The 26,299-nt window shown below is 63.7% G+C and carries 24 protein-coding genes; 9 read left to right on the forward strand and 15 right to left on the reverse strand.

Annotated features, from left to right (window positions below):
- Positions 1–103 precede the first annotated feature (103 nt).
- Entirely contained in the window at positions 104–403 is a 300-nt protein-coding gene (locus PSV26_RS00420) for a DUF1840 domain-containing protein (protein WP_300517277.1), read from the forward strand.
- Between the two features lie 274 nt (positions 404–677).
- On the opposite strand, the gene PSV26_RS00425 is transcribed toward PSV26_RS00420, so the two are convergent.
- The 10 genes from PSV26_RS00425 to PSV26_RS00470 all read right to left on the reverse strand — a co-directional run bounded on the left by PSV26_RS00425 (position 678) and on the right by PSV26_RS00470 (position 13,383).
- A complete protein-coding gene (locus tag PSV26_RS00425; protein ID WP_300566397.1) occupies positions 678–1,685 on the reverse strand; it encodes a tripartite tricarboxylate transporter substrate binding protein in 1,008 nt (335 codons plus the stop codon).
- 151 nt (positions 1,686–1,836) lie between these two features.
- The gene (locus PSV26_RS00430; RefSeq protein WP_300517283.1) at positions 1,837–2,820 is read right to left on the reverse strand and encodes a tripartite tricarboxylate transporter substrate-binding protein; all 984 of its coding nucleotides are present in this window, start codon (positions 2,818–2,820) and stop codon (positions 1,837–1,839) included.
- Between the two features lie 276 nt (positions 2,821–3,096).
- Positions 3,097–4,344 carry an AMP-binding protein gene (locus PSV26_RS00435; protein ID WP_300566400.1) on the reverse strand — a complete coding sequence of 416 codons (1,248 nt, stop codon included), beginning with the start codon at positions 4,342–4,344 and terminating at the stop codon, positions 3,097–3,099.
- Between the two features lie 213 nt (positions 4,345–4,557).
- Positions 4,558–5,379, reverse strand: a complete 822-nt coding sequence (locus tag PSV26_RS00440) for an ABC transporter ATP-binding protein (RefSeq protein WP_300517290.1) — start codon at positions 5,377–5,379, stop codon at positions 4,558–4,560.
- 126 nt (positions 5,380–5,505) lie between these two features.
- Positions 5,506–6,840: an ABC transporter substrate-binding protein gene (locus tag PSV26_RS00445; protein ID WP_300517293.1), complete on the reverse strand. Its 1,335-nt coding sequence runs from the start codon at positions 6,838–6,840 to the stop codon at positions 5,506–5,508.
- A 97-nt stretch (positions 6,841–6,937) separates the two neighbouring features.
- A complete protein-coding gene (locus PSV26_RS00450) occupies positions 6,938–8,014 on the reverse strand; it encodes a branched-chain amino acid ABC transporter permease (RefSeq protein ID WP_300517296.1) in 1,077 nt (358 codons plus the stop codon).
- A gap of 127 nt (positions 8,015–8,141) precedes the next feature.
- Positions 8,142–9,071: a branched-chain amino acid ABC transporter permease gene (locus PSV26_RS00455; protein ID WP_300517299.1), complete on the reverse strand. Its 930-nt coding sequence runs from the start codon at positions 9,069–9,071 to the stop codon at positions 8,142–8,144.
- Between the two features lie 142 nt (positions 9,072–9,213).
- Complete coding sequence (locus PSV26_RS00460; protein WP_300517301.1) at positions 9,214–9,996, reverse strand: ABC transporter ATP-binding protein; 783 nt, start codon at positions 9,994–9,996, stop codon at positions 9,214–9,216.
- Between the two features lie 88 nt (positions 9,997–10,084).
- A complete protein-coding gene (locus PSV26_RS00465; RefSeq protein ID WP_300566403.1) occupies positions 10,085–12,031 on the reverse strand; it encodes an AMP-binding protein in 1,947 nt (648 codons plus the stop codon).
- A gap of 152 nt (positions 12,032–12,183) precedes the next feature.
- A complete protein-coding gene (locus tag PSV26_RS00470; protein WP_300566406.1) occupies positions 12,184–13,383 on the reverse strand; it encodes an ABC transporter substrate-binding protein in 1,200 nt (399 codons plus the stop codon).
- Between the two features lie 143 nt (positions 13,384–13,526).
- Between PSV26_RS00470 and PSV26_RS00475 the strand changes: the two genes are divergently transcribed.
- The 8 genes from PSV26_RS00475 to htpG all read left to right on the forward strand — a co-directional run bounded on the left by PSV26_RS00475 (position 13,527) and on the right by htpG (position 21,717).
- Positions 13,527–14,237 (forward strand): Crp/Fnr family transcriptional regulator, encoded by a 711-nt coding sequence (locus PSV26_RS00475; RefSeq protein ID WP_300566408.1) that lies wholly within the window; start codon positions 13,527–13,529, stop codon positions 14,235–14,237.
- A 131-nt stretch (positions 14,238–14,368) separates the two neighbouring features.
- Positions 14,369–15,220, forward strand: coding sequence for a pseudouridine synthase (locus PSV26_RS00480; protein ID WP_300566411.1), 852 nt, complete (start codon positions 14,369–14,371; stop codon positions 15,218–15,220).
- An 87-nt stretch (positions 15,221–15,307) separates the two neighbouring features.
- Positions 15,308–16,678 carry an alpha/beta hydrolase gene (locus PSV26_RS00485; RefSeq protein WP_300566414.1) on the forward strand — a complete coding sequence of 457 codons (1,371 nt, stop codon included), beginning with the start codon at positions 15,308–15,310 and terminating at the stop codon, positions 16,676–16,678.
- Positions 16,679–16,785: 107 nt separating this feature from the next.
- Positions 16,786–17,175: a hypothetical protein gene (locus PSV26_RS00490; RefSeq protein ID WP_300566417.1), complete on the forward strand. Its 390-nt coding sequence runs from the start codon at positions 16,786–16,788 to the stop codon at positions 17,173–17,175.
- A complete protein-coding gene (locus PSV26_RS00495; RefSeq protein WP_300566420.1) occupies positions 17,175–17,903 on the forward strand; it encodes a response regulator transcription factor in 729 nt (242 codons plus the stop codon). The genes PSV26_RS00490 and PSV26_RS00495 overlap by 1 nt, the downstream gene beginning before the upstream one ends.
- The gene (locus tag PSV26_RS00500) at positions 17,900–19,258 is read left to right on the forward strand and encodes an ATP-binding protein (RefSeq protein ID WP_300566422.1); all 1,359 of its coding nucleotides are present in this window, start codon (positions 17,900–17,902) and stop codon (positions 19,256–19,258) included. The genes PSV26_RS00495 and PSV26_RS00500 overlap by 4 nt, the downstream gene beginning before the upstream one ends.
- Positions 19,259–19,402: 144 nt before the next feature.
- Entirely contained in the window at positions 19,403–19,708 is a 306-nt protein-coding gene (locus tag PSV26_RS00505; protein ID WP_300517322.1) for a DUF4148 domain-containing protein, read from the forward strand.
- Positions 19,709–19,836: 128 nt separating this feature from the next.
- The gene (gene htpG / locus PSV26_RS00510; RefSeq protein ID WP_300517324.1) at positions 19,837–21,717 is read left to right on the forward strand and encodes a molecular chaperone HtpG; all 1,881 of its coding nucleotides are present in this window, start codon (positions 19,837–19,839) and stop codon (positions 21,715–21,717) included.
- 24 nt (positions 21,718–21,741) lie between these two features.
- On the opposite strand, the gene PSV26_RS00515 is transcribed toward htpG, so the two are convergent.
- The 5 genes from PSV26_RS00515 to PSV26_RS00535 all read right to left on the reverse strand — a co-directional run bounded on the left by PSV26_RS00515 (position 21,742) and on the right by PSV26_RS00535 (position 26,288).
- Positions 21,742–22,359 carry a M23 family metallopeptidase gene (locus PSV26_RS00515; RefSeq protein ID WP_300566425.1) on the reverse strand — a complete coding sequence of 206 codons (618 nt, stop codon included), beginning with the start codon at positions 22,357–22,359 and terminating at the stop codon, positions 21,742–21,744.
- A 52-nt stretch (positions 22,360–22,411) separates the two neighbouring features.
- Positions 22,412–23,443 (reverse strand): L,D-transpeptidase family protein, encoded by a 1,032-nt coding sequence (locus tag PSV26_RS00520; protein WP_300566427.1) that lies wholly within the window; start codon positions 23,441–23,443, stop codon positions 22,412–22,414.
- A gap of 137 nt (positions 23,444–23,580) precedes the next feature.
- Positions 23,581–24,288 carry a substrate-binding domain-containing protein gene (locus PSV26_RS00525; protein ID WP_300566430.1) on the reverse strand — a complete coding sequence of 236 codons (708 nt, stop codon included), beginning with the start codon at positions 24,286–24,288 and terminating at the stop codon, positions 23,581–23,583.
- Positions 24,289–24,309: 21 nt separating this feature from the next.
- Positions 24,310–25,281 carry a tripartite tricarboxylate transporter substrate binding protein gene (locus tag PSV26_RS00530; protein WP_300566432.1) on the reverse strand — a complete coding sequence of 324 codons (972 nt, stop codon included), beginning with the start codon at positions 25,279–25,281 and terminating at the stop codon, positions 24,310–24,312.
- A gap of 38 nt (positions 25,282–25,319) precedes the next feature.
- Entirely contained in the window at positions 25,320–26,288 is a 969-nt protein-coding gene (locus PSV26_RS00535; protein ID WP_300566435.1) for a tripartite tricarboxylate transporter substrate binding protein, read from the reverse strand.
- Positions 26,289–26,299: the final 11 nt, after the last annotated feature.

Here is a 26,299-nt window from a genome sequence, read left to right on the forward strand (position 1 = left end):
TTTTGCTTCACGGGGCCGGCGCATGAACGGGCTAGCTGCCTACAGGCGCGTCCCGCAGACGCGCTCATAATCATTCCTGTTCATGCAAGAAAAAGGAGCTGCCATGTTGTACAAATTCAAATCCAAAGCTTCCGGTGACCTGATCATGCTGGAGGCCAATGGCCGGCGGGTGCTGGAAATCATCGGTAAGGAAGCGGGTCCCAAGGGCATCATCCTGCCCGAGCAGATGCCGGCAGCCATCGCGGCCTTGCACGCCGCCGTCGCGCTCGAGGAATCGCACGACCAGCAGGCCGAAGCCCCGGTTCCCGGAGAGGGGCTGGGCCTGCGCCAGCGCGTCGTGCCCTTCATCGACATGCTGGAGCGCAACCACAAGGCGGGTCACGAAGTGGTCTGGGGCGTCTAGAAATAGAGCCCCCACGGTCGCTCACTGCGTGTAGCTTCCTGCACCTTGCAGGCCGCCGCTCGCCAGAGGCTTTGCTTCTGTCGCCTGTCCAAAGCTGCGCAGGCAGCTTTGGAGACGCAGGCTCCAGCCCCGAGGGGGCCGCTGCGCCTGCGGCCCGGCCCTTCGACAGACTCAGGACAGGACAGGCGAAGGCCGGTTCCGCGGCCCCGGCTTGAAAAGACGCCCCGGGCCTCACGCACGTTGACCTTTCGCGCCCGAGGTGGCCTGGCGCTCGTCAGTCGACCTTCGCGCCGGACGCTTTCACCACCAGGGCCCACTTGGTGATTTCGGCCTCGATCAGTTTGGCGAATTCCTGCGGGGTGTTGCCGCTGGGGATGGCCCCCTGGGCCAGCATTTTTTCCTTGATGGCCGGTGTTGCCAGGGCCTTGGCCACTTCCTGCTGGATGCGGCTGACCACGTCGGGCGGCGTGCCGGCCGGCGCCAGCAGGCCAAACCAGCTGCTGGCCTCAAAACCCTTGAGCTTGCCGGCTTCTTCCACCGTGGGCAACTCGGGCATGGCCGTCGAGCGCTGGGCGCTGGTCACGGCAAAGGCCTTGAGCTTGCCGCCCTTGATTTGTGGCATGGCCGACGGCAGGTTGTCGAACATCACGTCCACGTTGCCGCCTATCAGGTCCAGCAGGGCCGGGCCGGACCCGCGGTAGGGAATGTGCGTCATGAAGATTCCGGTCTGCGACTTGAACAGCTCGCCGGCCAGGTGAATCGAGGTGCCGTTGCCGCTGGACGCCATGCTGAACTGGCCGGGATGGGCCTTGGCGTATTTGACAAAATCAGCCACGCTGTTGATGCCCAGTTTGGCGGCTTTTTCGGCGTTCATGACCATCACGTTGGGCACCCCGGCCACCAGCGTGATCGGGGCAAAGTCCTTTTGCGGGTCAAAAGGCATCTTGCTGTAGAGCGATTTGTTGATGCCGTGGGTGCCCACCGTGCCCATCAGCAGGGTGTAGCCGTCGCCAGGTGACTTGGCCACGAGGTCGGCGCCGACATTGCCGCCGGCACCGGCCCGGTTGTCCACGATGAAGGGCTGACCGAAAGCTTTTGTCAACTCGGGCGCCACGGCGCGGGCCAGGATGTCGGTGGTGCCACCGGGCGCAAACGGCACGACAATGCGCACCGGCTTGGTTGGCCAGGCGGTTTGTGCTTCCACCGGAAGTGCTATAAAAATAGTAGCTGCCAGAGCAATGCTGGAAAGTGCCAGGCGGCGATTTTTCTTGAAGATGGGCATGATGTGGGGTTCCTGTTGCAGTAGGTCAAAGGGATGGGTTTACCTTAGCGCGACAACCCGGGCGCTTCAATCGGTGCAATCCCGGCCCGCAACAAAAAAGGCCGCCTGGCTTTCGCCCGGCGGCCTTTTGTTTCAGGCGGTTGTGCCGAAATCAGTCGGCAAACTTGCCGGCGGCTTCGATCACTGGCTTGAGCTTGGCGATTTCCGAGGCCACAAAGGCCTTGTGTGCGGCGGGTTCCACGCGATTGTCAGTGATAACGATTGCGCCCAGGCCTTCCTGCTTCTTGATGAAGTCGGGGTCTTTCAGTGCGAGTTTGAGCGCCGTGTTCAGCTGGGCCTGAATGGCCGGCGGCGTGCCTTTGGGTGCGTACAAGCCATGCCAGATGGTCAGGTTGAAACCCTTCAGGCCCATGTCCTGCAGGGACGGGTAGTCCTTGAGCAGCTTGTGGTTGCTCAATGGCTTGGCGGTGGTGACCGCAAAGGCCTTGACGCGGCCGGCCTCGATCTGGCCGGTGGTGTTGGTGGTCTGGTCACACATCAGGTCGACCTGGCCGCCGACCAGCGCATTCATGGCCGGGCCGGTGCCGCCGAAGGGAATGGTGGTCATGGCTTCCTTGGCGTTGATCGCCGCTTGCCACATCAGGCCGCACAGGTGCGAGGCTGAACCCAGCCCGGCATGGGCTATGTTGAGCTTGCCGGCGTTGGCCTTGATGTAGTTCTCGAAGTCGCGGTAGGTGTTGGCCGGCAACTGGGGCTTGCCAATCAGCGTCATCGGCACTTCATTGATCATGCCCAGGTACTCGAAGTCCTCCAGCGGCTTGTATTGCAGCTTGCGGTACAGGGCGGGGGCCGAAGCCATGCCGATATGGTGCAGCAGCAGGGTGTGGCCGTCCGGGGTGGCTTTGGCGACCTTGGTGGCGGCAATCGTGCCGCCAGCGCCGTTGACGTTCTCGACGACGAAATTGGAGCCGGGCATGTTCTTGCGCATGGCTTCGGCCAGGTCGCGTGCCACCCGGTCGGTCGGACCGCCGGCTGCAAAAGGAACCACAATGGACACCGGTTTAGAGCCGGGATAGGTCTGGGCGTTGGCGAACAGCGCCGTTGCGGCAGCGGCGAGGACTAACAGGCGTTTCATGAAAATCTCCTTTGAAATGTACCTCGCCAGTGTAGAGCCCGACGGGGTCGCATTCATCGCGGGAACTACGTAAGGGCAAGTCCCCGGGCCCCCTCGGGTACGGCTCTGCCGGCCCGCAGGCGCAGCGCCCCCTCGGGGGGCAGCGCAATACGCGAAGCGACAAGCGTGGGTGTATTTTCTTGAGCAGCCAGGGCCGCGGAACCGGCTTTGCCGGGCCGCAGGCGCAGCGCCCCCTCGGGGGGCAGCGCAGCACGCGAAGCGACAAGCGTGGGGGCCCTACTTGTAACTCCGGGCGTCCTCAATGACCTTGCCGTCGTTGGGCAGACTGCCCGGCGCCATCAGCTCCACGTCGCCGCGCAACTTGGTCACATCGCGGATCGCCTCGCTGATCCGGCTTTCCAGCCCTTGAGACATCGCGGCCGCCTCGACCTTGAGCGTCATGCTGTCGCTGGCCATCTCACCGGTGACCACCAGGCGGGCCTTGAGCACCTCGGGAAAACGCCGGGTGATGTCGGCCACCTGTCCCGGATGCACAAACATGCCCCGGATTTTCGTGGTCTGGTCGGCCCGGCCCATCCAGCCCTTGATTCTCGTGTTGGTCCGGCCGGTGGGACAGGCACCCGGCAGGATTGCCGACAGGTCGCCCGTGCCAAAGCGGATCAGCGGGTAGTCGGGGTTCAGGGTGGTGACCACCAGTTCGCCGACCTCACCCTCGGGAACCGCGTCGCCGGTGCCGGGACGGACAATTTCCACAATCACGCCTTCGTCGAGCACCAGGCCTTCGCGAGCGGGGGTTTCGTAGGCGATCAGCCCCAGATCCGCAGTGGCGTAACTCTGGTAAACAGCCAGGCCGTGCCCGGCAAACCAGTCGCGCAGGCTGGGTGGAAGCGCCTCACCACCCGTCAGGCCCTTGCGGAGGCTGGAAATGTCGCTGCCGGTCTCAATCGCCTTCTCGACCAGGATGCGCAGGAAACTGGGCGTTCCCATGTAGGCATCGGGCCTGAGTTCGGCGATCGCCTGGAGCTGCTGCTCGGTCTGCCCCACACCGGCCGGAAAAACGCTGCAGCCAATCGCATGCGCACCGGATTCCATGATGAAGGCACCCGGGGTCATGTGGTAACTGAACGCGTTGTGGGCCAGCTCGCCGGCGCGAAAACCTGCGGCGAACAAGGCGCGGGCTGCGCGCCAGTAGTCGCGGGCGGTGCCCTCGGGCTCATAGATCGGGCCGGGGGAGGAGAAAATGCGCGGCATCTTCGGGCCGCGCAGCAGCGTGGAAAAACCGCCAAATGTGTCGGTGCCGCGGGCCGCCTGCTGCCGCGCCAGAAGCTCATGCTTGCGCGTGACGGGCAGCCGTGCCAGCGCCTGGCGCGAAGTGACGGCTGCGGCGTCCAGACCCGCCAGAATGGATCCAAAGGCCGGTGCCGCTTTTTGCGCATGTGCCACCTGCGCCGGCAGCGACGCCATCAGCTGGGTCTCGCGCACGGCCGGTTCCCGCGTCTCCAGGACGTCGTAATACTCAGTCATAAGATCTCCGAGGGAGCGTTGGGCTCCCCTCTTCACCAGCAGGGGCCGCGGAACCGGCTTTGCCGGACCGCAGGCGCAGCGCCCCCTCGGGGCTGGAGCCTGCGGCTCCAAAGCTGCTTGCGCAGCTTTGGACAGGCGACGGAGGCGAAGCGTCTCGCAAGCCGCGGCCTGCAAGGCCTCGGGCGCTACACGCAGTGAGCAACCGTGGGGGCTTCATGCCAGCCAGCGCTTGCGGCGCTTGTAGCTCTTGACGTCCTTGAAGCTCTTGCGTTCGCCGCCGCCAACGCCCAGGTAAAACTCCTTGACGTCTTCGTTGTTCGCCAGATCGCTGGCCTGGCCGTCCATCACGATACGGCCGCTTTCCATGATGTAGCCGTAGTCAGCGTATTTCAGGGCCATGTTGGTGTTTTGCTCGGCCAGCAGAAAGGTCACCTTTTCCTTCTGGTTGAGGTCTTTCACGATATTGAAGACCTCCTCGACGATCTGCGGCGCCAAGCCCATCGAGGGCTCGTCGAGCAGCACCATGGTGGGGCTGGCCATCAGCGCGCGGCCGATGGCGCACATCTGCTGCTCGCCGCCCGAGGTGTAAGCCGCCTGCGAGGTGCGCCTGGTTTTCAGGCGCGGGAAATAGTTGTAGACCTTCTCGAGGTTGGCCGCCACTTCGGCCTTGCTTTTGAGCGTGTAGGCGCCGGTCAGCAGGTTTTCCTCAATCGTCAGGTGGGCAAAGCAGTGCCGCCCTTCCATGACCTGCACCACACCGCGTTGCACCAGGTCGGCCGGCGACAGGTTTTCGATGCGTTCGCCGCGCAGCTCTATCGAGCCCTTGGTGACCGCGCCGCGTTCGCCTTGCAGCAGGTTGGAGATGGCCCGCAGGGTCGTGGTCTTGCCGGCGCCATTGCCGCCCAGAATGGCCACGATGCGTCCTTCGGGTACCTGCAGGGACACCCCCTTGAGCACCAGGATCACGTGGTTGTAAATGACCTCGATGCCGTTGACGTTCAGGACGATGTCGCTGGCGATGTCAGGTTTTTCCATAAGAATGTTTCTGCTTGTTGCTGTCCAAACGGCAGCGCTGCAACGGGGGCTTGAAGCGCTGGCGTTTGGCGGCTCGCTGGAGCCGCGCCCCCTCCCGACGGGCGGGAGGGGTGTTCAGCTGAAAGATCAGGACTGGCAATCCGCCGGTGTGCGCGGCGTCAGCTTCTTTTCAGCAGCGTACTTGCTGGCCGTGGCTTTCACCAGTGGCTTGATGATCTGCTGGTCGGCTTCCAGCCAGTCGGTGGTGAATTCCCACTTGCTGCCATTCCAGGTGTGGATGCGGGCCGCCCCTGCACCCACGTGATCGGCACACGAGGTGCTAATCGGGCGCAGGACACCCTTGAAGCCCAGGGCATCGAGCTTGGCCTGTGTCAGGTTCAGGTTCTCCAGTCCCCAGCGCACTTGTTCACCGGTCATGACCTTGCCCTTGCCGTACCGTTCCTGCGCTGCGCGTATGCCTTCGATACCCACGGCTGCGCTGACCACACCGCGCAGGTAGAGCACTTCACCCACTTCGTCCCTGGGTCCCGTTCCCTGGCCCTTGTCATGCAGTTTGGCCAGGATTTCCTTGACGATGGGCGCGTTTTTGTCCGCACCATGCTGCAGCGTGACGGCGTTGTAGCCCTTGGCGCCCTGCCCAACGTCCTTGACATCGGGTTCGGCACCGGACCACCACACGCCGTACATCTTCTCGCGCGGGTAGCCGGTGGCCTGCGCTTCCTTGAGCGCGGTGGAGTTCATCACGCCCCAGCCCCACAGCAGGGTGTAATCCGGCTTGGCCTGGCGGATCTGCAGCCAGGTGGCCTTCTGCTCGACGCCGGGTGCCGTCACGGGCAGCAACTGCAGCTCGAAACCATGCATCTTGCTGCGCTCCTGCAGCAGGGGAATCGGCTCCTTGCCGAAGGGACTGTCGTGGTAGACGAGGGCGATCTTCTTGCCCTTGAGTTTGTCCAGGCCTCCCTCCTTCTTGCCGATGGCCTGGATGATGGCATCGGCAGCCACCCAGTAGGTGCCCAGCAGCGGGAAATTCCACTTGAACACGGTGCCGTCGGCGCTCTCGCTGCGGCCGTAGCCGGTGGTGATGAGCGGGATCTTGTCGGTGGGGGCCTTTTCGGTCAGTGCAAAGGTCGCACCGGTTGACCAGGGATGGATCAGTGCGGCACCGCCGTTTTTGCCCTTCAGGCGTTCATAACATTCGACGCTGCGGGCTGTGTCATAACCGGTCTCGCACTCTTCGAAGATCAGCTTCACGCCGTTGATGCCGCCGCGCGCATTGACGAGCTTGTAGTAATCGACGATGCCGTTGGCGGTGGGCGTGCCGTTAGGGGCATATGGTCCCGTGCGGTAGGACAGCACCGGCAGGTACTGTTCCTTGGCCTGGGCCCATGCGCTGGTCGTCACGACGGACGATGCGCCAGTGGCAAGAACTGCCGCTGCCAGTAACAAATTGCGAACTTTCATTGTTGTCTCCTAAAAATTAAAAAAACACCTGAAAAAAACGGACACCTCGTTAAACGGTCAGACGGCGCAGGCCCCATGGCTGATTCGCTGTCCTCCTTCAGTGTGGAAAGGGCCAGAGTCGCATCTTCTGCTTGCCGGTCGACCACAGCTTGGCCAGTCCATGCGGCTCGACGATCAGGAACCAGACGATCAACCCGCCGAAGACCATCAGCTCGGCATGCGATACCGCCGTGGTGGTGATGGTGATGCCGATCAGACCGGCGACGAACGGAAGGAACTGGTTCAGCGCGATGGGCAGCACGGTGATGAAAGCCGCGCCGAAGAAACTGCCCATGATGGAGCCGAGTCCGCCGATGATCACCATGAACAGCAGGCGGAACGAGTAGTCCACCGAGAAAGCCGATGGCTCCCAGGCGCCCAGGTAGATGAAGGCCCACAGCGCGCCCGCGACACCAATGATGAAGGAACTGACGGCGAAGGCGCTGAGCTTGGCGTACATCGGCCGGATACCAATCACGGCCGCCGCCACGTCCATGTCACGGATCGCCATCCATTCGCGGCCGATCGCGCCGCGCACCAGGTTTTTGGCCAGCAGGGCCACCACGGCCAGGATGCCCAGGCAGAACAGGTATTTGCTCACGGCGCTTTCCAGCGGCAGGCCGAACACCTGCAGGTTTGAGACCGCCACCGATCCTGAAGGCGTGTCCAGCGTGAACCATTTGATGCGCAGAAACATCCAGTCGGCGAAGAACTGGGCGGCCAGCGTTGCCACGGCCAGGTAAAGGCCGCGCACCCGCAGGCTGGGAAGACCAAAAAGAATGCCGAAGAACATGGCGCACAGGCCGCCGAGGATCAGCGCCGGGATCAGGGGCAGGCCGGGAATCCGCACAAAGAAGTTGTAGGCCCCGTAGGCGCCGACGGCCATGAAGGCGCCCGAGCCCAGCGAGATCTGCCCGCAGTAACCGACGAGGATGTTCACGCCCACGGCGGCCAGCGAGAAAATCAGGAAGGGAATCAGGATGGCCCGCATCAGGTAGTCGCTGGCCAGCAGCGGCACGGCGACAAAGGCCACGGCCAGCAGCAGCGCAATGGCGATGCGGTCCTGCAGGATCGGAAAGATCTGCTGGTCAGCCTGATAGCTGGTTCTGAATTGGCCGTTTTCTCTGTAGAACATAGGGGGTGCCGTTAGATCGCGATGAAAGAAGTGCAGCGAAAGGGGGCCCCCAGCCAGCAGGGGGCGCGGGTCCGGCTCTGCCGGCCCGCAGGCGCAGCGCAGTACAAGAAGTGACAAGCGCGGGGATTCATACTCTGTCGATTATTTTTTCACCGAACAATCCCTGCGGGCGGAACAGCAGGAACACCAGGGCCAGCACATAGGCGAACCAGATCTCGATGCCGCCGCCGACGTAGGGGCCGAGGAACACTTCCGAGAGTTTTTCGCCGACACCGATGATCAGTCCGCCGATGATGGCACCGGGTACCGAGGTCAGGCCGCCCAGGATGACCACCGGCAGGGCGCGCAGCGCCAGCGTGGTCAGAGAAAACTGCACGCCGAGCTTGCTGCCCCAGATCATGCCGGCCACCAGCGCAACGACACCGGCCACGCACCAGACGATGACCCAGATTCGGTTGAGCGGGATGCCGATGGACTGGGCCGCCTGGTGATCGTCGGCCACCGCGCGCAATGCACGCCCGGTCGCGGTTTTCTGGAAGAACAGGCTCAGCAGTGCCACCAGACCGGTCGCAATCGCCGCGGCGATCAGGTCTTCCTTGTTGATCAGCAGTCCGCCAGGGAACACCGAATCGAACACGAAGATCGGGTCTTTGGGCATGCCAATGTCCAGGTTGTAGACATTGCTGCCGAAGATGGTCTGGCCCAGGCCGTCGAGGAAGTAGGCAATGCCCAGGGTCGCCATCAGCAGGGTGGCCGCCTCCTGATTCACCAGGTGGCGCAGCACCAGGCGTTCGATCAGCCAGGCCACGGCAAACATCAGCAGGCCGGCCACAGCAAAGGCCAGGATATTGCCCAGCCATTTGTTGTCTATGCCCGTCCATTGTGGAATCCACTCGGACAGGCGGGCCATGGCCAGTGCGGCAAACAGCACCATCGCGCCCTGCGCGAAGTTGAACACGCCCGAAGCCTTGTAGATCAGCACAAAGCCGAGGGCGACCAGGGAATAAAGCATGCCGACCATCAGGCCGCCAAGAAGAGTCTCTAAGAAAAAAGCCATCAGATTTACCTCACCCCTGTTGCGGGCTCGCTGCGCGTAGCCGCCTCTCCCCTTCCAGGAGACACCGCATAGGGCCCGGCAAAGCCGGTTCCATCGCGGCCGCTGGAAGAAGTCCGTTCTGTGTGAATGTTGCTGTGCATGGTTAGTGACTCGTTCCGAGGTAAGCCTTGATCACGTCCGGGTTGTTGCGGACTTCGTCGGGCGTGCCGTCGCCGATCTTCTTGCCGTAATCGAGCACGACGACGCGGTCGGAGATGTCCATGACCACGCCCATGTCGTGTTCGATCAGGACCACGGTGGTGCCGAACTCATCGTTGACGTCGAGCACGAAGCGGCACATGTCCTGTTTTTCTTCCACGTTCATGCCGGCCATCGGTTCGTCGAGCAGCAGCACCTGCGGCTCCATGGCCAGCGCGCGGCCCAGGTCCACGCGTTTTTGCAGGCCGTAGGGCAGTTGCCCGACCGGCGTCTTGCGGTAGGCCTGGATTTCCAGGAAGTCGATGATTTTCTCGACCGCTTCGCGGTGCATGAACTCTTCCTTCTGCGCCGGGCCGATGCGCAGCGCCTGCAGCAACAGGTTGCTTTTGATCTTCAGGTTGCGCCCGGTCATGATGTTGTCGAGCACACTCATGCCCTTGAACAGTGCCAGGTTCTGGAAGGTGCGCGCCACACCCATGACGGCCACCTGGTGGCTGTTCATGTGTTTGAAGGTCTGGCCGCGAAAGGTGATTGAACCCTGCTGCGGCGTGTAGACGCCGTTGATGCAGTTGAGCATGGAGCTTTTGCCGGCGCCGTTGGGGCCGATGATGGCGCGGATTTCGTGCTCCTTCACATTGAAGGAAATGTCGGACAGGGCTTTCACGCCGCCGAAGCTCAGACTGATGTTGTTCACGTCCAGGATGACGTCGCCGATCTTCTTGCTCATGGGGAAATCCGTTCGCACTGAGCTTGTCGAGGTGTTTGCATGATGGGTGATGGGGCTTCGACAGGCTCAGCCCGAACGGTGAGAGTGTTCATGCCGCTGCCTTCACCGGTGCAAAGGTCTGCGTGTCGCTGATCTTCAGCGTGGCACTGACGCTGCCGCTGCGCCCGTCTTCGAACTTGACCACGGTTTCAATGAACTGTTCGGTTTTTCCGCTGTACAGCGCATCGACCAGGGGTTGGTACTTGTCGGCGATGAAGCCGCGGCGGACCTTGTTGGTACGGGTCAGTTCGCCGTCGTCGGCGTCGAGCTCCTTGTGCAGCACCAGAAAGCGGCTGATCTGCGAGCCTGCCAGCAGGGTGTCGGCGCTCAGGTCGGCGTTGACCTTCTCGACACATTCCTTGATCAGCTGGTAGACCTCGGGCTTTTGCGCCAGGTCGGTATAACCGGCATAAGGCAGGTTGCGCCGTTCGGCCCAGTTGCCGACCGCGTCGAAGTCGATGTTGATCATGACGCAGACTTTTTCACGGCCGTCTCCATAGGCCACGACCTCCTTGATATGGGGAAAGAATTTCAGCTTGTTCTCCACATACTTGGGCGCAAACATGGCGCCGTCGTTGGCGCCGCCCCGGATGCGGCCCACGTCCTTGACGCGGTCGATGATCTTGAGGTGGCCGCTCGCGTCGAGAAAACCGGCATCGCTGGTGTGGTACCAGCCGTCGGCGGTCAGCACCTCGGCCGTGGCGGCCGGGTTCTTGTAGTAGCCCTTGAGCAGGCCGGCGGACTTGACGAGGATCTCGCCGTTGTCCGCCACCTTGATTTCCACGCCCTTGATCGGCACGCCCACCGTGTCGGCGCGCGCCTGGTTGTCCGGCTGCAGGCAGACAAACACGGCCGTTTCTGTCGAGCCGTAAAGCTGCTTGAGGTTGATGCCGATGGAGCGGTAGAAGGTGAACAGGTCCGGGCCAATCGCTTCACCGGCCGTGTAAGCCACACGCACCCGGCTGAAGCCCAGGTTGTTGCGCAGTGGGCCGTAGGCCATGACCTGCCCCAGCGCGTAAAGCAGCCGGTCGCCGGCTCCCACCGGCTGGCCGTCCATCAGGGCCGGGCCTACGCGTTTGGCCACGTCCATGAAGAAGTGAAACATCTTGCGCTTGAGCAGGCCCGCGTCTTCCATGCGGATCATCACGCTGGTCAGCAGGCCTTCAAACACCCGCGGCGGCGCAAAGTAGTAGGTCGGGCCGACTTCCTTGAGGTCGATGGTCACGGTGCTCGCGTTTTCGGGGCAATTGACCACGTAGCCGCAGCACAGCCACTGGGCGTAGCTGAAGATGTTCTGGCCGATCCAGGCTGGCGGCAGGTAGGCCAGCACTTCCTCGCGGCTGGTCAGCTTGTCGAACTCGGCGCCGGCTTCGGCGCGGTCGAGCAGGGTGCTGTGTGTATGCACCACGCCCTTGGGGTTGCCGGTCGTGCCCGAGGTGAAGAACATGGCGGCCACCTCGTCAGGATGCGCCTGTTCGACCTGGTCCCTGAAAAACGCCGGCTGGCTGGCGGCCAGGGCCTGGCCCGAGATGATCAGTGCATCGAGGGCGACCAGGCCCGGCTCGTTGTAGTTGCGCAGTCCGCGCGGGTCGTCGTAGATGATGTGGGCCAACTGCGGGCACTGCTCGCGGATGTCCATGAGTTTGTCGACCTGCTCCTGGTCTTCGACCATCGCAAAGCGGACTTCCGCATTGTTGATGGGAAACACACATTCGGCACCGACGGCGTCCTGGTAGAGGGGCACGGCAATCGCGCCCAGCGACTGCGCCGCCAGCATGGTGGCGTACAACCGGGGCCGATTCGCGCCCACCACGACCATGTGTTCACCGCGCTGCAGGCCGGCCTGATGCAGGCCGCAGGCGATGTGTTCCACCAGCGCGGCCATGTCGGCCCAGCTATGCGCCTGCCAGATGCCGTATTCCTTCTCGCGCATGGCCGGCGCCGTGGGGCGCTCTGCGGCGTGTTTCAGCAGCAATCGGGGGAAGGTGGTCTGCATTCGGTACCTTGTCTCCAGTGTTCAGTGCGGCTTCCGGTTCAGCCAAAGCCGTCGGTTGAAATGAATGGTAGGACTGGCTTTGACGTTACGGTGTCATTGCGACGACAATTTCCGGGTAAGTCCTAGTGGGGTGTGCCCGGGGGGCAGCCCTGTTATCGGATAAAGCGGCCATCGCGCGAAACCATGGTGAGTTCGACGAATCGCGAAGCGTTCGTCGCCGAATCGCTGAAGCTCACTTCGAAACCGCCCAGGTCGTAGCGTTTGAGGTTCCAGGTGCTGTCTATGAAGCCGCTGCGTGTCGGGTTGCGTCCCGCCAGCCGGAGCGCCTCGGCGAAGACCCGGGCGTTGATATACCCCTCCAGTGCCAGATGCGAAGGCGCCAGTGTCACGCCGGCAGCCTTCCAGGCCTGCTGGAATTCGCGAACGACGGGCACCACGGTGGCGTTGGGCAAGGGTACGACCTGTGAAATGGCGATGCCGGTCGCATCGTCGCCCATGGCCTTGATGGTGGCGGCGGCTCCCATGATGGAGAGGGCGTACAGCGGCAGCCCCTTGCGATGCATGCGCATCGCCTTGACAAAGTCGATGGTGGGTTTGCCCGCCAGGCCGACCAGCACCGCCTCCGGGTTCGAGGTCGCGACCTTGGCCGCGGCTGCGCCTGCGTCCGAGGAATTGTTCTCCACGGTCACGATGGCCGTGGCATCGAGCTTGTGCCGGGTCATGGAGCGCTGGGTGGCATCGAACACTTCCTTGCCGAAGGAGTTGTTCTGGTAGACGATCGCGATGCGCTTGATGCCGATGGTCGCGAGGTGCTGCACCAGTTGCTCCGCCTCGTCCGCATAACTGGCGCGGATGTTGAACACATTGCGGGCATTTTTGGGTCGCGCTGACAGGGCGCCGGAAAAGGGCGCAAAAAACGGGATGCCCGATTCAAGCACCTGCGGCAGCATGGCCTCGATCATGGGGGTGCCCATGCAGTTGAAAAGCGCGAAGTTGTTGCGGTCTTCAATGAAGCCCTTCACATTGGCGAGCGCGCGCTTGACGTCGTAGCCGTCATCGACCGCGACGAGTTCGATGGGCCGGCCGTTCACCCCGCCTTTGGCATTGATGGCCGCAAAACACGCCTTGGCACCCTGGTGCATGGCCTGGCCCAGTTCGCCGAGCGGGCCGCTGAGTGCCGTGGACTGCGCAATTTTCACAGGAGCCGTGTTGTCGGCGCGCAGGGGTGCATGAAGGGCCACGGGCAACGCCGCGAGCGCGCCCAGCACGCTGCGGCGTGTCAGTTGGTCGGCCTGTGGATCGCATGTTGCAGCCTGCCCGCGATGGAAGGTGGAGATGGGAGTGAGGGTCATGGGAGTCCTGGCTGGAGGTTGAAAATTGAGTGGCCAGATGCTAGACGGCCGATTGACAATGAAATGTCTGTTCGACGACAATTCAAGGGTGTGCCCCCTCCGGAGTTTCCCGGGGGGATTTCTTCGCCTCACCTGGGTGACCCGTGTCTACTGACCTGACCCTCCACCAGCGCCGCAGGACGCCCACGCCGGAAGAGCAGCAAGGCATTCCCTGGCTGTGGCAGTTGCTGCCCGAGGAACGCGCGCGCGCTGTGGCACAGCTGCAGGTGGGCGACGCCGCAGCAGGCGACTATGTGTGCCGGGTCGGCAGGCCGGTGACCTATTGGTTCGGCGTGGTCGAAGGCCTGCTCAAGATGAGCAGCGACAACGTCCAGGGCATCACCATGACTTTTGCCGGATTGCCGCCGGGCGGCTGGTTTGGTGAGGGGACCGCGCTCAAGCGCGAACCCTACCGCTACAACATCCAGGCGCTGCGAAAAAGCGTGGTGGCGGGCCTGCCGGTCGACTCCTTCCACTGGTTGCTGGACCACTCGATCGGCTTCAACCGCTTCGTGATGAACCAGCTCAACGAGCGTCTGGGGCAGTTCATTGCCGCGCGCGAAATCGACCGCCTGGCCAACCCTGATCTGCGTGTCGCCCGCAGCCTGGCGGCGCTGTTCAACCCTGTGCTCTACCCGGGCGTCGGCGAAATTCTTCGCATCACCCAGCAGGAAATGGCTTACCTCGTGGGGCTGTCGCGTCAGCGCGTGAACGAGGCGCTGTCCAACCTGCAGGCGCAGGGCACGATCCGCATTGAATACGGCGGTCTGCGTGTGCTGGACCTGGAGGCACTGCGCAACAGCATTGCTCAGTAAATACGGGCCGTGGCCCTTGTCCGGACTGCGTGAACAGCTATTAAATACATAGCAAAAAATCTCCTCGCCGCTTGCGGCGCTGACCTGCTGGCGGCGCCGACCCGGGCGATACCGCCGTAAAATGGGGCTTCATGGCCGATCCCACCTCTCCCAAACTCCCCGTCGCCGGCGCAGCGGTGCGTATTCCCAAAGCGGTGGCCGCTCCGGGCGCCCCGGCGCTGAAGGTCCGTCTGAACAAACGCATGGCCGAACTCGGCCTGTGTTCGCGCCGCGAGGCCGACGACTGGATTTCGCGCGGCTGGGTCCGCGTGGACGGCCAGCCGGCGGTCATGGGCCAGCCGGTGGCCGCCAATGCGCGCATCGACGTGGCGCGCGAAGCCGAGCAGTACCAGCGCCAGCAGGTCACCATCCTGATCAACAAGCCGGTCGGTTATGTCAGCGGTCAGGCCGAGGACGGGCACGAACCCGCCGTGGTGCTGGTTCAGCCGCAAAACCGCTGGCGCGAGTGCAACAGCCGCATGCGCTGGGGCCATGAGCAGCTGCGCGGCCTGGCGCCGGCGGGCCGGCTCGACATCGACTCAATCGGGCTGCTGGTGCTCACGCAGGACGGCCGCGTCGCGCGGCAGCTGATCGGCGAGGACTCCGAAATCGAAAAGGAATACCTGGTGCGTGTCACGTATCAGGGTGAACAAGGCGCCGAAACCGTCAATGTCCAGGCCGTGTTTCCACCGGAAAAACTCGCCTTGTTGCGCCACGGCCTGAGCCTGGACGGCGAGCCTTTGAAGCCGGCGCGCGTCGAATGGCAAAACCCAGAGCAACTGCGGTTTGTGCTCAAGGAAGGCAAGAAGCGTCAGATCCGCCGCATGTGCGAGCAGGTCGGGCTGTTTGTGACGGGCCTCAAACGGGTGCGCATCGGCATGGTCAACCTTGGGCATCTGCCGGTCGGCCAGTGGCGCTACCTGGCGCCGCACGAACGGTTTTGAGCCGGACTTGCTCCTGTTTCAGGAGCTGCTTGCGCACGTCCCTGTTGGGCTCAAGCCGGTTTTCATTCATCAAGTGAGCCCAAAACGATGCGGGTGGACGCCGTCAGCGGCGACCGCGACAATGGCCGCATGACCACCCCATCGTCGCCCCGCCCCGCGCGCGCCCTGCTGGCCGATTGGCGCCACCACCTGCACCTGTCCGACGTCCGGGGTCTTGCCCAGCTCGCCACCCAGGGAACGCTGGGCATCACCGAGCTGGTCGAGAGGGTGCAGGGCAATGTCTACAAGGCGGTTGCCGCCCCCTTTGGCGCCGCCGGGCAGAAGTTTGTGGACCGCGCGGCGGGTACCTCGGGTGTCCGCAAAAAAGGCATCACCGGCCTGGTCTACGGCAGCGTCAAGGGTGTGACGCGTCTGGCCGGCGGCACCGTCGATGCCCTGTTGTCGCGCGTGGCGCCCAGGGCGGAGCCGCCAGCCTCGTCGCCGCAGCGCGAAGCCCTGCTTTCGGCTCTCAATGGCGTGCTCGGCGACCAGTTGCTGGACACCGCCAACCCGCTGGCGATCACCATGAGCGTTCGCCATGATGGCCGGTCGCTGCCCATGGACAAAGTCGAATTGGCGCAGCGCCTGCCGCGCGCGACCGGCAAGATCCTGCTGCTGGTGCACGGCCTGTGCATGAACGACCTGCAGTGGCGCGCTGACAGCCCGGCCGATGTGCTGCCGGGCCATGGCCAGGACTACGGGGAGGGGCTCGCGAAGGAGCTCGGCTACACACCGGTTTACCTGCACTACAACACCGGCCTGCACACCTCGGTCAATGGCGGGCAGTTGGCGGCATTGCTCGAGCTGCTGTTGCAGGTCTGGCCGCAGGAGGTCGAGACCCTCAGCCTGCTGACGCACAGCATGGGCGGCCTGGTGGCACGCAGTGCCTGCCACAGTGCAACGGCGCAGGGCATGCACTGGCCCAGCCGGCTGCGGCACCTGGTTTTTCTGGGCACACCACACCATGGCGCGCCGCTGGAAAAAGTCGGGAGCTGGGTGGACACCGTGCTCGGCAGCAAGCCGCTGACCCGGCCGTTTGCAAAAATCGGACAGGTCCGCAGCGCGGGCATCACAGACCTGCGGCACGGCCATGTGTTGCCGGCCGACTGGCAGGGCACCGACCGGTTTGCCGGTGGGACAGACACGCGCCAGCCCTTGCCGCTGCCTTCCGGCGTCGCCTGTTTTGCGGTGGCCGCCACGCTGGCTGAGCTCCCGGCGGCGGCAACCACCGGGCGCAGGCTCGATGCCGCACTCGGCGACGGCCTGGTGCCCCTGTCCAGCGCGCTGGGCCAGCACGGGGAACCGGCGCGCTGCCTGGATTTCCCGGCGGACCGGCAATGGGTGGTGGCCGCTACCGGCCACATCGCCCTGCTGCACAGCCTGCCGGTTTACCAGCAGCTCAGGCGCTGGCTGACGTGAGCCTTCAATTCGCCGCCCGCGTCCGCCTCCTCATCCGCATGCGGTGCTAATTCAAGGCTAATTCAGTCCGGCGAAGATACCCTCTCCACCACCACACTCTGCCCACCATGGACACCTTTGCCGAACGTGTTGCCCGCGCCATTCTGCTAGCCGCCGGTGTGAGCGCCGTGTGGGTCCTGCTCGCCTTGCCGCCAGCAGGCGGCGCGGCGCTGCCGCTGCTTCTGCACCACCGGTTCCTGATTGCCGTGCTGGCCGCTGCACTGCTGGGCGCCGTGCTGGTGCGGACCCTCCGGCCGGCCGTGGTGGCGACGGGGCTGCTCAGCCAGGCCGGTTTTGTCGGGATTGCGCTGGCCATGCCCGGTTTCAGCGCGACCACGGCCTTCTACCTGAACCTGGCCGGCATGGCTGCCCTGCTGTGTGCCGGCGCCCTGCTGCTGCATTCGGCCAGGCGGCAGGCGCGCTGGGAAGGCCTGACGCCGCGGCACGGGGAGGCCTGATGCGCGTTCTGCTGGTGGAAGACGACGACATGATTGGCCGCAGCCTGCAGCAGGCGCTGGAGACCAATGGCTGGTCGGTGGACTGGGTGCGTGACGGCCTGCTGGCGCAAAGTGCGCTGGCCGATGGCGCTTACGCCTGCGTGCTGCTGGACCTGGGCCTGCCCAGGCGCGATGGTCTCGAGGTGTTGCGCCAGGCCCGTGTCCGCGGGGATGCCACGCCGGTGCTGGTGCTCACCGCGCGTGATGGCCTGGACGACCGCATTGCCGGGCTGGATCTGGGGGCCGACGACTACCTTCTCAAGCCCTACGAGTTTCGCGAGCTGCTGGCGCGCATGCGTGCGGTCATCCGGCGGCGTGACGGCAGCGCGCATTCGGTGATCGGCAACGGCATGGTGCAACTGGACCTGACCACCCGCGAGGTGCTGGTCAACGGCGAACCCTCGGCGCTGTCTGCGCGCGAGTACGCGCTGCTTCACGCCTTGCTGGAACGGCCGGGCGCCATCCTGTCGCGCGACCAGCTTGAAAACCGCATCTACGGCTGGGGCGAAGAAGTCATGAGCAATGCGGTCGATGTGCTGATCCACGGCATGCGCAAGAAACTGGGGGCGGACACCATCCGCAACGTGCGCGGCCTGGGCTGGCGCATCGCGGCCGCCGCACCGGCAGCCTCACCTGCCTTGGTGGCGGCGCCACAGGCCGTAACCACAGCCTCCGGAGACCCGGCATGATGTTTCACGTTTTCCCCGCTGGACGGCTGTGCTCGTTGCGCCGGGCGCTGCTGCTCTGGCTGGTGCCGGTGTTTTTGCTGGTGGGCGCCGCTTCGGCGGGTTTTGCCTACTGGAGCTATCTGCGCATGGCCAGCGCCTTCATGGACAACCAGATGGAGTTGCTGGCCGAGTCCATGGCGGCGCAGGAGCAGGACATCGCGTTGCCCCCGCTGACACGCGAGCGGGTGCACAAGCTGGGGACCTATGTGGTGCAGGTGTTTGATGCCGCCGGCCAGCCCCGCTTCAGCTCATGGCCGGAATCGGCCATGGCGCTGTTGGCAACACCGGGTTTTCAGGACGTCAGGACAGGCGGAGAGCGCTGGCGCGTCTACACCACCGGGCCGGGCAAGGCCGAGGCATCGCGCCGCATCCAGGTGCTGCAAAGCAGCGAGTTTCGCCGTCACGTCGCCGTCGGGCAGGCCGGCGCCGCCATCGCGCCCGTGATCCTGCTGCTGCCGCTGTCGGTGCTGATCCTGTGGTGCGTGGTGGCCATGGTCTCGCGTGAGGTGGGCACGATCGCCCGCCAGACCTCGGCACAGGACGAACACAACATCGCCGAGCTGCCGCTGGACCGGGTGCCGCGTGAAATTGCGCCGCTGGTCATTTCCTTCAACAGCCTGCTGACGCGACTGCGCGATGCATTTGCCACGCAGCGCCGCTTTGTGCAGGATGCGGCCCATGAGTTGCGCACGCCCATCACCGCGGTCGGCCTGCAGCTCGAAAACCTGCGCGGCGACCTGTGCACCGGCGCGCCGGCGCAGCGTTTCGCCCAGCTCGAGGCGGGCATCCAGCGGGCGCAGCGGCTGGTGGACCAGTTGCTCAAGCTTTCACGCCATGAGTCGGCAGGCGCAGAACCAGCCTTGGGGCCGATCAATGTGCACCAGGTGCTGCACGAAAGCATCAACCAGCTGATCACGCTGGCTGACCAGCGCGGCATGGATCTGGGGCTGGACGCCTCCGGGCTGCCCGCCGAGGCCGCCATGCTGCACTGCCCCGCGAGTGATCTGCGCAGCGTCGTGGATAACCTGATCGAGAATGCCTTGCGCCATGCCCCGCAAGGCAGCGTGGTGGATGTGCGCGTCGCGAGTGTGCAGGGGCGTCTGCTCATCGAAGTGGAAGATGCCGGCCCCGGTATTCCGCCCGAGCTGCAGGGCCGGGTGTTTGACCGTTTTTTCCGGGTGCCGGGAAGCGACGCGGGTGGCAGCGGTCTGGGGCTGGCCATTGCGCAGGCGGCGGCCAGGCGTTGCGGCCTGCGCATCACCCTGCGCAACCGAGAAGGTCGCAGCGGCCTGGTGGCGCGTGTCGAGACGCTGTGAAGTGGTGCCCTCATTGCCAGCTAAGACTTCGCTCATGGTCGCCTAATTTGCCGCAAATACAGTGAGATCACGGTTGAAGTTTGAGCTTGCGAGAGACGGACCCAACCGAATTTTCCGGTTTCAACCACTCACTGAAAGATCATCATGAACAAGTCTTACGCCCTCATCGCCATCGCTGCCTTTGCTGCCATCGCTTCCACCGGCGTGCGCGCCGAAACGCCCGATCCGGCCTCGCAGTTTGCGCTGCAGTCCGAAGGCAGCCGCACCCGCGCCGAAGTTTTGGCCGAGGCCGTGACCGCGGTCAAGACCTACAGCAATATTCCCTCCGGTTCGCGTGTGGCCGCGCCGGTGAAGTCTGCCGTGCCCACCGCCATCGTGCGTGGTGAGGCTGCGCAGGCCCTGCGTCTGGGCAAGATCCGCAGCGGCGAGCTGACCGGCCTGGAAGGCTGAGCCGGCCAGCGGTCGCGGGCCCCGGGGCGCATCCCGGACCCGCGATAATCAGGTCTTGAAATATGCGACGACGCCCCTAACTCCAGGGGCGTTTGTTTTATTCCCCCTGATTTTCAAGAACCCACATCATGAGCAAGCAAACCCTCTCCTTCCAGGCCGAAGTGGCCCAACTGCTGAAGCTGGTCACCCATTCGCTGTATTCCAACCCGGACATTTTTCTTCGTGAGCTGGTCTCCAACGCCTCGGACGCCTGCGACAAGCTGCGTTTTGAAGGCCTGAACAATGCCGAGCTGTACGAGGACGCGCCGAATCTCGAAGTACGTGTCAGCTTCGACAAGACGGCCAAAACCATCACCATCACCGACAACGGTATTGGCCTGTCGCAGATCGATGCGGTGGAGCACCTCGGCACGATTGCCAAAAGCGGCACGCGTGACTTCATGGCCAAACTCTCGGGCGACCAGAAAAACGACGCCCAGTTGATTGGCCAGTTCGGCGTCGGTTTTTATTCCGGTTTCATCGTCGCCGACAAGATCACCGTCGAGAGCCGCCGAGCCGGCTTGCCGGCGAGTGAGGCTGTGCGCTGGACCAGTGCCGGTACCGGCGACTTTGAAGTGGAAACGATAGAGCGTGCTGAGCGCGGCACCAGTGTCATTCTGCATTTGAAGGACGACGCCAGCGAGTACCTCAACACCTGGAAACTCAAAGGCATCATCAGCAAGTACTCCGACCATATTTCCCTGCCCATCCTGATGCGGAAGGAAGAATGGAAGGAAGGCGAGAACGACCAACCCGGCGAAATGGTGACCAGCGACGAGTGGGAAACCGTGAACCAGGCCGCGGCCCTGTGGACACGCGCCAAGAAGGACATCACGCAAGAGCAGTACGACGAGTTCTACAAACAGATCAGCTACGACAACCAGAGCCCGCTGGCCAGCACGCATAACCGCGTCGAAGGCGCGACCGAATACACGCAGCTGCTTTACATCCCGGCCAAGGCGCCCATGGATCTGTTCAACCGCGACAAGGCCGCCGGCGTCAAGCTGTATGTCAAGCGCGTCTTCATCATGGACGACGCGCAGGCACTGTTGCCGGTCTACCTGCGTTTCGTCAAGGGTGTGGTCGATTCGTCCGACCTGCCGCTCAACGTCTCGCGCGAGTTGCTGCAGGAAAGCCGCGCCGTCAAGGCCATCCGCGAAGGCTGCACCAAACGCGTGTTGTCCATGATCGAGGACCTGGCCACCAACGAGCCGGAGAAGTTTGCCAGCTTTTACGCCGAGTTCGGTGCGGTGCTCAAGGAAGGCCTGGGCGAAGACTTCGCCAACCGCGAGCGCCTGGCCAAGCTGCTGCGTTTTTCCAGCTCAACGACCGACACCGTCAGTGTGGGTTTCGCCGACTACAAGGGGCGCATGAAGGAAGGCCAGGACGCGATTTATTACATCACCGCCGACACCCAGGCTGCGGGCAAGAACAGCCCCCAGCTCGAGATCTTCCGAAAGAAGGGCATCGAGGTGCTGCTCATGACCGACCGTGTCGATGAGTGGGCGCTGAACTATCTGCACGAGTTCGACGGTACGCCGCTGCAGTCGGTCGCCAAGGGCGCGGTGGACCTCGGCAAGCTGCAGGACGAGGACGAGAAAAAAGCCGCCGAGGAAGCGCAGACCCAGTTCAAACCCATGCTCGACCGACTCAAGGAAGCCTTGAAGGACAAAGCCTCCGATGTGCGCGCCACGACAAGGCTGGTCGATTCGCCGGCTTGCCTGGTGGTGCAGGAAGGTGACATGTCCACGCAGCTGGCGCGCATGCTCAAGCAGGCCGGTCAGGCCGCGCCCGAGGTCAAGCCGATTCTGGAAATCAATGCCCAGCACCCGCTGGTCAAAAAGCTCGAAGGAAGTGACCACTTCGACGACCTCGCCCACATCCTGTTCGATCAGGCCCTGCTGGCTGAAGGTGGCCTGCCGGATGATCCCTCGGCTTATGTGAAACGCGTCAACGCCCTGCTGGTCTGACCTTGCGCCCGGTGCGGACCTGGCTCAGCGCCGGGTACCGCCCAGCGGCTCAAACGGGTTGACCGGCTCGCCTTTCCACCACTGCTTTTCGGGGCCCAGACGGAAGATGGCAAAGTGCAGATGGGGCGCTTCCGGACTGGCATTTCCGCTGGAGCCGACATGGCCGATCACATGGCCACGGCGCACCGTCTGGCCTTCTGCCAGGCCTTCTGCGTATCCGTCGAGGTGGGCATAGTAGTAGGCGAGCTTGTCGGTCGCATCGAACTGGTAAATGGTGATGCCGCCAGGTTTGCTGAGAAAAAGTTTGACGATACGCCCGTCGTCCACGGCAAGTACGGGCGTGCCGCGCGGCGCTTGAATGTCGATGGCCTCGTGGCCACGCTGGTTGCTGTCGCGACCATCAGCGAAGGTGTCTCGCAGGTCTCGCGCGGAAACGCCCTGCACGGGCAGCAGCAGCGCCGGTATGCCAGTCAGGGAAACAGAAGCTTGCGCTGGTGCCGATGCCGGCACCGGCGCTGCTGGGGGAAATGTCGGGTCAGTACGCACTGGCCGGGTGGTCGCCGATGCATCAGGGGCGAGAAGTGTTGCCTGTGTCGGCTCGGGTGATGAGGCGGGGTGCATGAGCACCCAGAGGACGCCCATGAGAAAAACCGCAGCCGCTAACCAGCCTCCCCAATACCTACGGACAGGCCGATCAGGCATGGACGCTGACGGCAAACCCTGGTTTCACAACTTGTGCCAGGCGCAGCACGTCCCAGTTGGTCAGGTGAATGCAGCCGTTGGTTTCGGCCGTCCCCACACGGGAGGGATCGGGGGTGCCGTGGATGCCCCAGTGGGGCTTGCTCAGCCCCAGCCAGTACACACCCACCGGGTTGTTGGGTCCCGCAGGAATGTCGGTTTTGGCATTGGTCTGCTTGGCATTTTTAAGCAACACCGGATCGTAGGTGAACACCGGGTTCTTCGCCGCATTCCTGACTTCCATGCGACCAAGGGGCAGCGGGTCCGAAGCACCGCCTATGCTGGCCGGAAAGGCGGCAACAGGAAGATCGGCCTTGTCGAGCAGATAGAGCACCCGTTCCGATTTGTCGATACGAATGGATGCTGCCAGAGCCGGTGATTTGTCAACGCTGGTGGCGGGAACGATGATGTTGTCTCCGGGCTCGAACTTGCTTGCGCGATTGGCGTCGCGCAGCCACTTCGCACTGCAGTGAAATTTCTCGGCGAGCGCCTCCTGGATGGTTTCATAGTCCAGCGATTTCAGTTTGGCTCGTTCCATCATGTCCGCAGGCGTTTTTGTGAACGGACCCGCGGCGTCTTCCTTGGTGATGGTGTATTCCTTCAGTACCGGTACGGACGTTTCACCCACCAGCCTCCTCCATGTTTCTGCGTCCACGCGGCCGGTTGATTTCAGGGCGTTGGCGGTCTGGAAAGCGGCCACCATGCGGCGCATGTTGGTCCCGAAGGCGCCGTCAATCTCGCCGGGAGAAAACCATGCGCGATCAAGCAGGATCTGCGCACGCAAGACGGATTCTCCGCGTGCGCCCGAGCCCAGAACAGGCATATCGGCGGCCGCGTTCACGCGTGCCATCATGGCCGTTCCGGTCTGGCTGACGGCTGCGGTGGCATTTTTGCGCTGGGACTGTGGGACGGCGGCTGCGGGAAATGCGGCACAGGCGGCCAGCCAAGAAAGCAGATGGCGGCGGGAAAGAAGGGAGTTTGTTTGCATGGCGAAGATTCCGTAGGCCCGGCATGGGGCCTGGCCATGGTGGGGCCGCCGGCCAACGGATCGTGTCAGCAAACAGCGTGTTGTCAGGTCATGAAAGGCGCTGCGACGGCACCTGCCTTGACCAACACGGCGCTGGATCAGTGCGCCGTTGGTTCGAAGCCGCCGGCGCTGCGAAGGCTGGCGGCTTCTTCACTGGTGAGCAGCTCAATCAATGTGGCCGCTGCTTGCGGCTGCGTGGCCCGGCTGCAGACGGCGGCGGTGTAGACCGTTGCCAGTTCGAACTCTTTCGGCAAGGCCGCCACCAGTTGCACGCCCGGGGCGAAGATGATTTCAGTCACCTGGGTGCAGCCGATGGCGCCGGGCTCGCCGGCTTGCGACAGGGCTTGCATGGCCGCTGCGCCATTGGGATAGGGACGCAGGCGATCGCCCAGTTCGGCCTCAATACCAAGCTGTTTGAGCACGTTCATGAAGTGAATACCGGCCGTGGCCTTGACCGGGTCGGGAAAATAAACAGTGCTTGCCGCCAGCAGGGCCTGCCTGAGCTGGGTCGCACTTTCCAGCAAGGGCGTGGCGACGCCGTCTTTCACGGCGATACCGGTTTTCACAATGCCCAGCGGCCAGGCACTGCCGGGCTTCACATGACCGCTTTCGGTCAGCTGCGTGATCAGTGCATCGGTCAGGATGACGGCATCGCAAGGGGCACCGGCCAGCAGCTGATCCCGCATCATGCCGACGGCATTGAAGCTGCCTTCGATGGCCAGGCCTGTCTTTCCGAGAAAGCGCGCCTGCAGCGCGGAGACCAGGCCTTTGGCGGCGCCGCCGCTGAGCAGATGAAGTGGGGTCATGGATGTTCCGGTCTGTCTGTCTCAGTCGACCTTGATGCCGGCGGTCTTGATCACGCGCGACCATTTGGCAATGTCGTCGCGCATGTATTTGTCGAATACTTCCGGTGTCATCACCAGGGGAACGGCCCCCTGCTTGACCCAGAGCTGTTTGACTTCCGGCTGGCTGGCGATCTTCGAGACGGCCTCATTGAGCTGGTCGACCACGGCCTTGGGCGTGCCGCGCGGCGCCATCAGGCCCAGCCAGATGGTGGCTTCATAACCGGACACGCCGGCTTCGTTCATGGTCGGTACATCCGGCAGCACTTCGGAACGGGTTCGGCCCGTGGTGGCGATGGCCTTGACCTTGCCCGCCTTGATCTGCTCGGCCATGGTGGTGACGGCGTCAAACATTACATCGACCTGTCCGCCGATCACGTCGGTGCGCGCGCCGGAGCTGCCGCGGTAGGGAATATGGACGAGGTAAACCCCGGCCATGCTCTTGAACAGTTCACCGGCCATGTGGTACGGAGTGCCGGGACCGGAGGACGCGTAATTGAACTTGCCGGGTCGGGCCTTGGCCTGCCGGACCAGGTCCTTGAGGGTCGAGGCGGACAGCGCCGGGTTGGCGACCAGCACCAGGTCCGAGTAGTTGACCGGCGCCACCGCCACAAAGTCGCGCATGAGCTGGAAGGGCTTGGCCGGAATCAGTGTTTCGTTGACCGTGTGGGTGTTGGACATCATCAGCAGCGTGTAGCCATCGGGCGCCGCCTTGGCCACCATGTCGGTGCCAATGATGGAGCCGGCGCCGGGCCGGTTGTCAACCACAAAGGACTGGCCCAGCGAATCCTGCAGGCGCTGCGCGATGAAGCGGGCGTAGTTGTCGGCGGGGCCGCCCGCGGCGAAGGGCACAATGATTTTCACCGGCTTGACGGGGTAAGCCTGCGCGGCGGCGCCGGTGGTCAGGACTGTCGCGGCCAGGCCCAGCGCAAGAAGCAACGTTTTTCTGATACCCATGAGGTTCTCCGGTGAAGACCTGGTGTCCAAAGCAGACCCTATTCCAGCTTGCCGATGCGCTTGACGACATCGGCCATGCGTTTGGCGTCGGCTTGGACGTAGTTCTCGAAATCGGCAGCGTCCTGGTAGAGCACCGGGCTGCCGGCGTTGAGGATGACTTCCTTGACCTTGCTGTCCTGCGCGGCAGCGTTGGCGGCGGCGCGCAGGCGCTGGGCAATGGGTTCGGGGGTGTCTTTGGGAATGAACAGGCCGGACCATTGCGCGTATTCGGCGTTGTAACCCGCGTCTTTCAGGCTGGGCGCCTCCGGCAGGGCAGCGAGCTTGCCATTGCCCCAATGGGCCAGTACCCGCAGCTTGCCGGCCTTGACGTGCTGCAGCACGGTTGCGGGCCCGGAGGACACCGCGTCGATTTGGCCGCCGAGCAGGGCCACCACCGCGGGGCCTGCGCCGGTAAAGGGGATGTGCGTCATTTTCACGTTGGCGTTCTGCGAGAGGATTTCCATGGGCACATGCATGGTGCCGTAGTTGCCCGATGAACCGTAGTTGATCGCGCCCGGACGCTTTCTGGCATCCTCGACAAAATCCTTCACCGTTTTCCATGGCGATTCGGCGCGCACCGCCAGCACGGTCGGGTCGGCGGTAAACCGCGCGATGGGACGCAGGTCGCTCAGCGCAAACATCGGCGGGCGCCCCCGCAAGGTGTCCGCCTCGGGAATGACGGTCAGCGAGGACAAGGCCAGGAGCACGGTGTAGCCATCGGGTTTGGCTTTGGCGGCCACGCCCATGCCGATGCCGCCACCGGCGCCGGCCTTGTTTTCAATCACCACCGGTTGCCCCAGATTGCGCGACATGGCTTCGGCCACAGGGCGTGCCACGAGGTCGGCCAAGCCGCCGGGCGGGAAGGGAACGATCATCGTGATGGGGCGCGCAGGCCACGCGTTTTGTGCGGCCACCCAGGTGGTGGCTGAAATGAGCAAGGCACCCAGCAATACGGATCTGCGTTTCATGTTTGTCTCCT

Origin of the sequence: Polaromonas sp. (genome assembly GCF_029945685.1) — a bacterium.
GTDB lineage: Bacteria > Pseudomonadota > Gammaproteobacteria > Burkholderiales > Burkholderiaceae_C > Polaromonas.

What these genes read in the sequence shown, in the direction of transcription:
- PSV26_RS00535 (WP_300566435.1), bottom strand. Translation starts at nt 26,288, where the DNA reads ATGAAACGCAGATCCGTATTGCTGGGTGCCTTGCTCATTTCAGCCACC.
- PSV26_RS00470 (WP_300566406.1), bottom strand. Translation starts at nt 13,383, where the DNA reads ATGACCCTCACTCCCATCTCCACCTTCCATCGCGGGCAGGCTGCAACA.
- PSV26_RS00445 (WP_300517293.1), bottom strand. Translation starts at nt 6,840, where the DNA reads ATGAAAGTTCGCAATTTGTTACTGGCAGCGGCAGTTCTTGCCACTGGC.
- PSV26_RS00425 (WP_300566397.1), bottom strand. Translation starts at nt 1,685, where the DNA reads ATGCCCATCTTCAAGAAAAATCGCCGCCTGGCACTTTCCAGCATTGCT.
- PSV26_RS00525 (WP_300566430.1), bottom strand. Translation starts at nt 24,288, where the DNA reads ATGACCCCACTTCATCTGCTCAGCGGCGGCGCCGCCAAAGGCCTGGTC.
- PSV26_RS00460 (WP_300517301.1), bottom strand. Translation starts at nt 9,996, where the DNA reads ATGAGCAAGAAGATCGGCGACGTCATCCTGGACGTGAACAACATCAGT.
- PSV26_RS00505 (WP_300517322.1), top strand. Translation starts at nt 19,403, where the DNA reads ATGAACAAGTCTTACGCCCTCATCGCCATCGCTGCCTTTGCTGCCATC.
- PSV26_RS00500 (WP_300566422.1), top strand. Translation starts at nt 17,900, where the DNA reads ATGATGTTTCACGTTTTCCCCGCTGGACGGCTGTGCTCGTTGCGCCGG.
- PSV26_RS00485 (WP_300566414.1), top strand. Translation starts at nt 15,308, where the DNA reads ATGCGGGTGGACGCCGTCAGCGGCGACCGCGACAATGGCCGCATGACC.
- PSV26_RS00420 (WP_300517277.1), top strand. Translation starts at nt 104, where the DNA reads ATGTTGTACAAATTCAAATCCAAAGCTTCCGGTGACCTGATCATGCTG.
- PSV26_RS00490 (WP_300566417.1), top strand. Translation starts at nt 16,786, where the DNA reads ATGGACACCTTTGCCGAACGTGTTGCCCGCGCCATTCTGCTAGCCGCC.
- PSV26_RS00515 (WP_300566425.1), bottom strand. Translation starts at nt 22,359, where the DNA reads ATGGGCGTCCTCTGGGTGCTCATGCACCCCGCCTCATCACCCGAGCCG.
- PSV26_RS00455 (WP_300517299.1), bottom strand. Translation starts at nt 9,071, where the DNA reads ATGGCTTTTTTCTTAGAGACTCTTCTTGGCGGCCTGATGGTCGGCATG.
- PSV26_RS00440 (WP_300517290.1), bottom strand. Translation starts at nt 5,379, where the DNA reads ATGGAAAAACCTGACATCGCCAGCGACATCGTCCTGAACGTCAACGGC.
- PSV26_RS00530 (WP_300566432.1), bottom strand. Translation starts at nt 25,281, where the DNA reads ATGGGTATCAGAAAAACGTTGCTTCTTGCGCTGGGCCTGGCCGCGACA.
- PSV26_RS00430 (WP_300517283.1), bottom strand. Translation starts at nt 2,820, where the DNA reads ATGAAACGCCTGTTAGTCCTCGCCGCTGCCGCAACGGCGCTGTTCGCC.
- PSV26_RS00520 (WP_300566427.1), bottom strand. Translation starts at nt 23,443, where the DNA reads ATGCAAACAAACTCCCTTCTTTCCCGCCGCCATCTGCTTTCTTGGCTG.
- PSV26_RS00465 (WP_300566403.1), bottom strand. Translation starts at nt 12,031, where the DNA reads ATGCAGACCACCTTCCCCCGATTGCTGCTGAAACACGCCGCAGAGCGC.
- PSV26_RS00435 (WP_300566400.1), bottom strand. Translation starts at nt 4,344, where the DNA reads ATGACTGAGTATTACGACGTCCTGGAGACGCGGGAACCGGCCGTGCGC.
- htpG (WP_300517324.1), top strand. Translation starts at nt 19,837, where the DNA reads ATGAGCAAGCAAACCCTCTCCTTCCAGGCCGAAGTGGCCCAACTGCTG.
- PSV26_RS00495 (WP_300566420.1), top strand. Translation starts at nt 17,175, where the DNA reads ATGCGCGTTCTGCTGGTGGAAGACGACGACATGATTGGCCGCAGCCTG.
- PSV26_RS00450 (WP_300517296.1), bottom strand. Translation starts at nt 8,014, where the DNA reads ATGTTCTACAGAGAAAACGGCCAATTCAGAACCAGCTATCAGGCTGAC.
- PSV26_RS00480 (WP_300566411.1), top strand. Translation starts at nt 14,369, where the DNA reads ATGGCCGATCCCACCTCTCCCAAACTCCCCGTCGCCGGCGCAGCGGTG.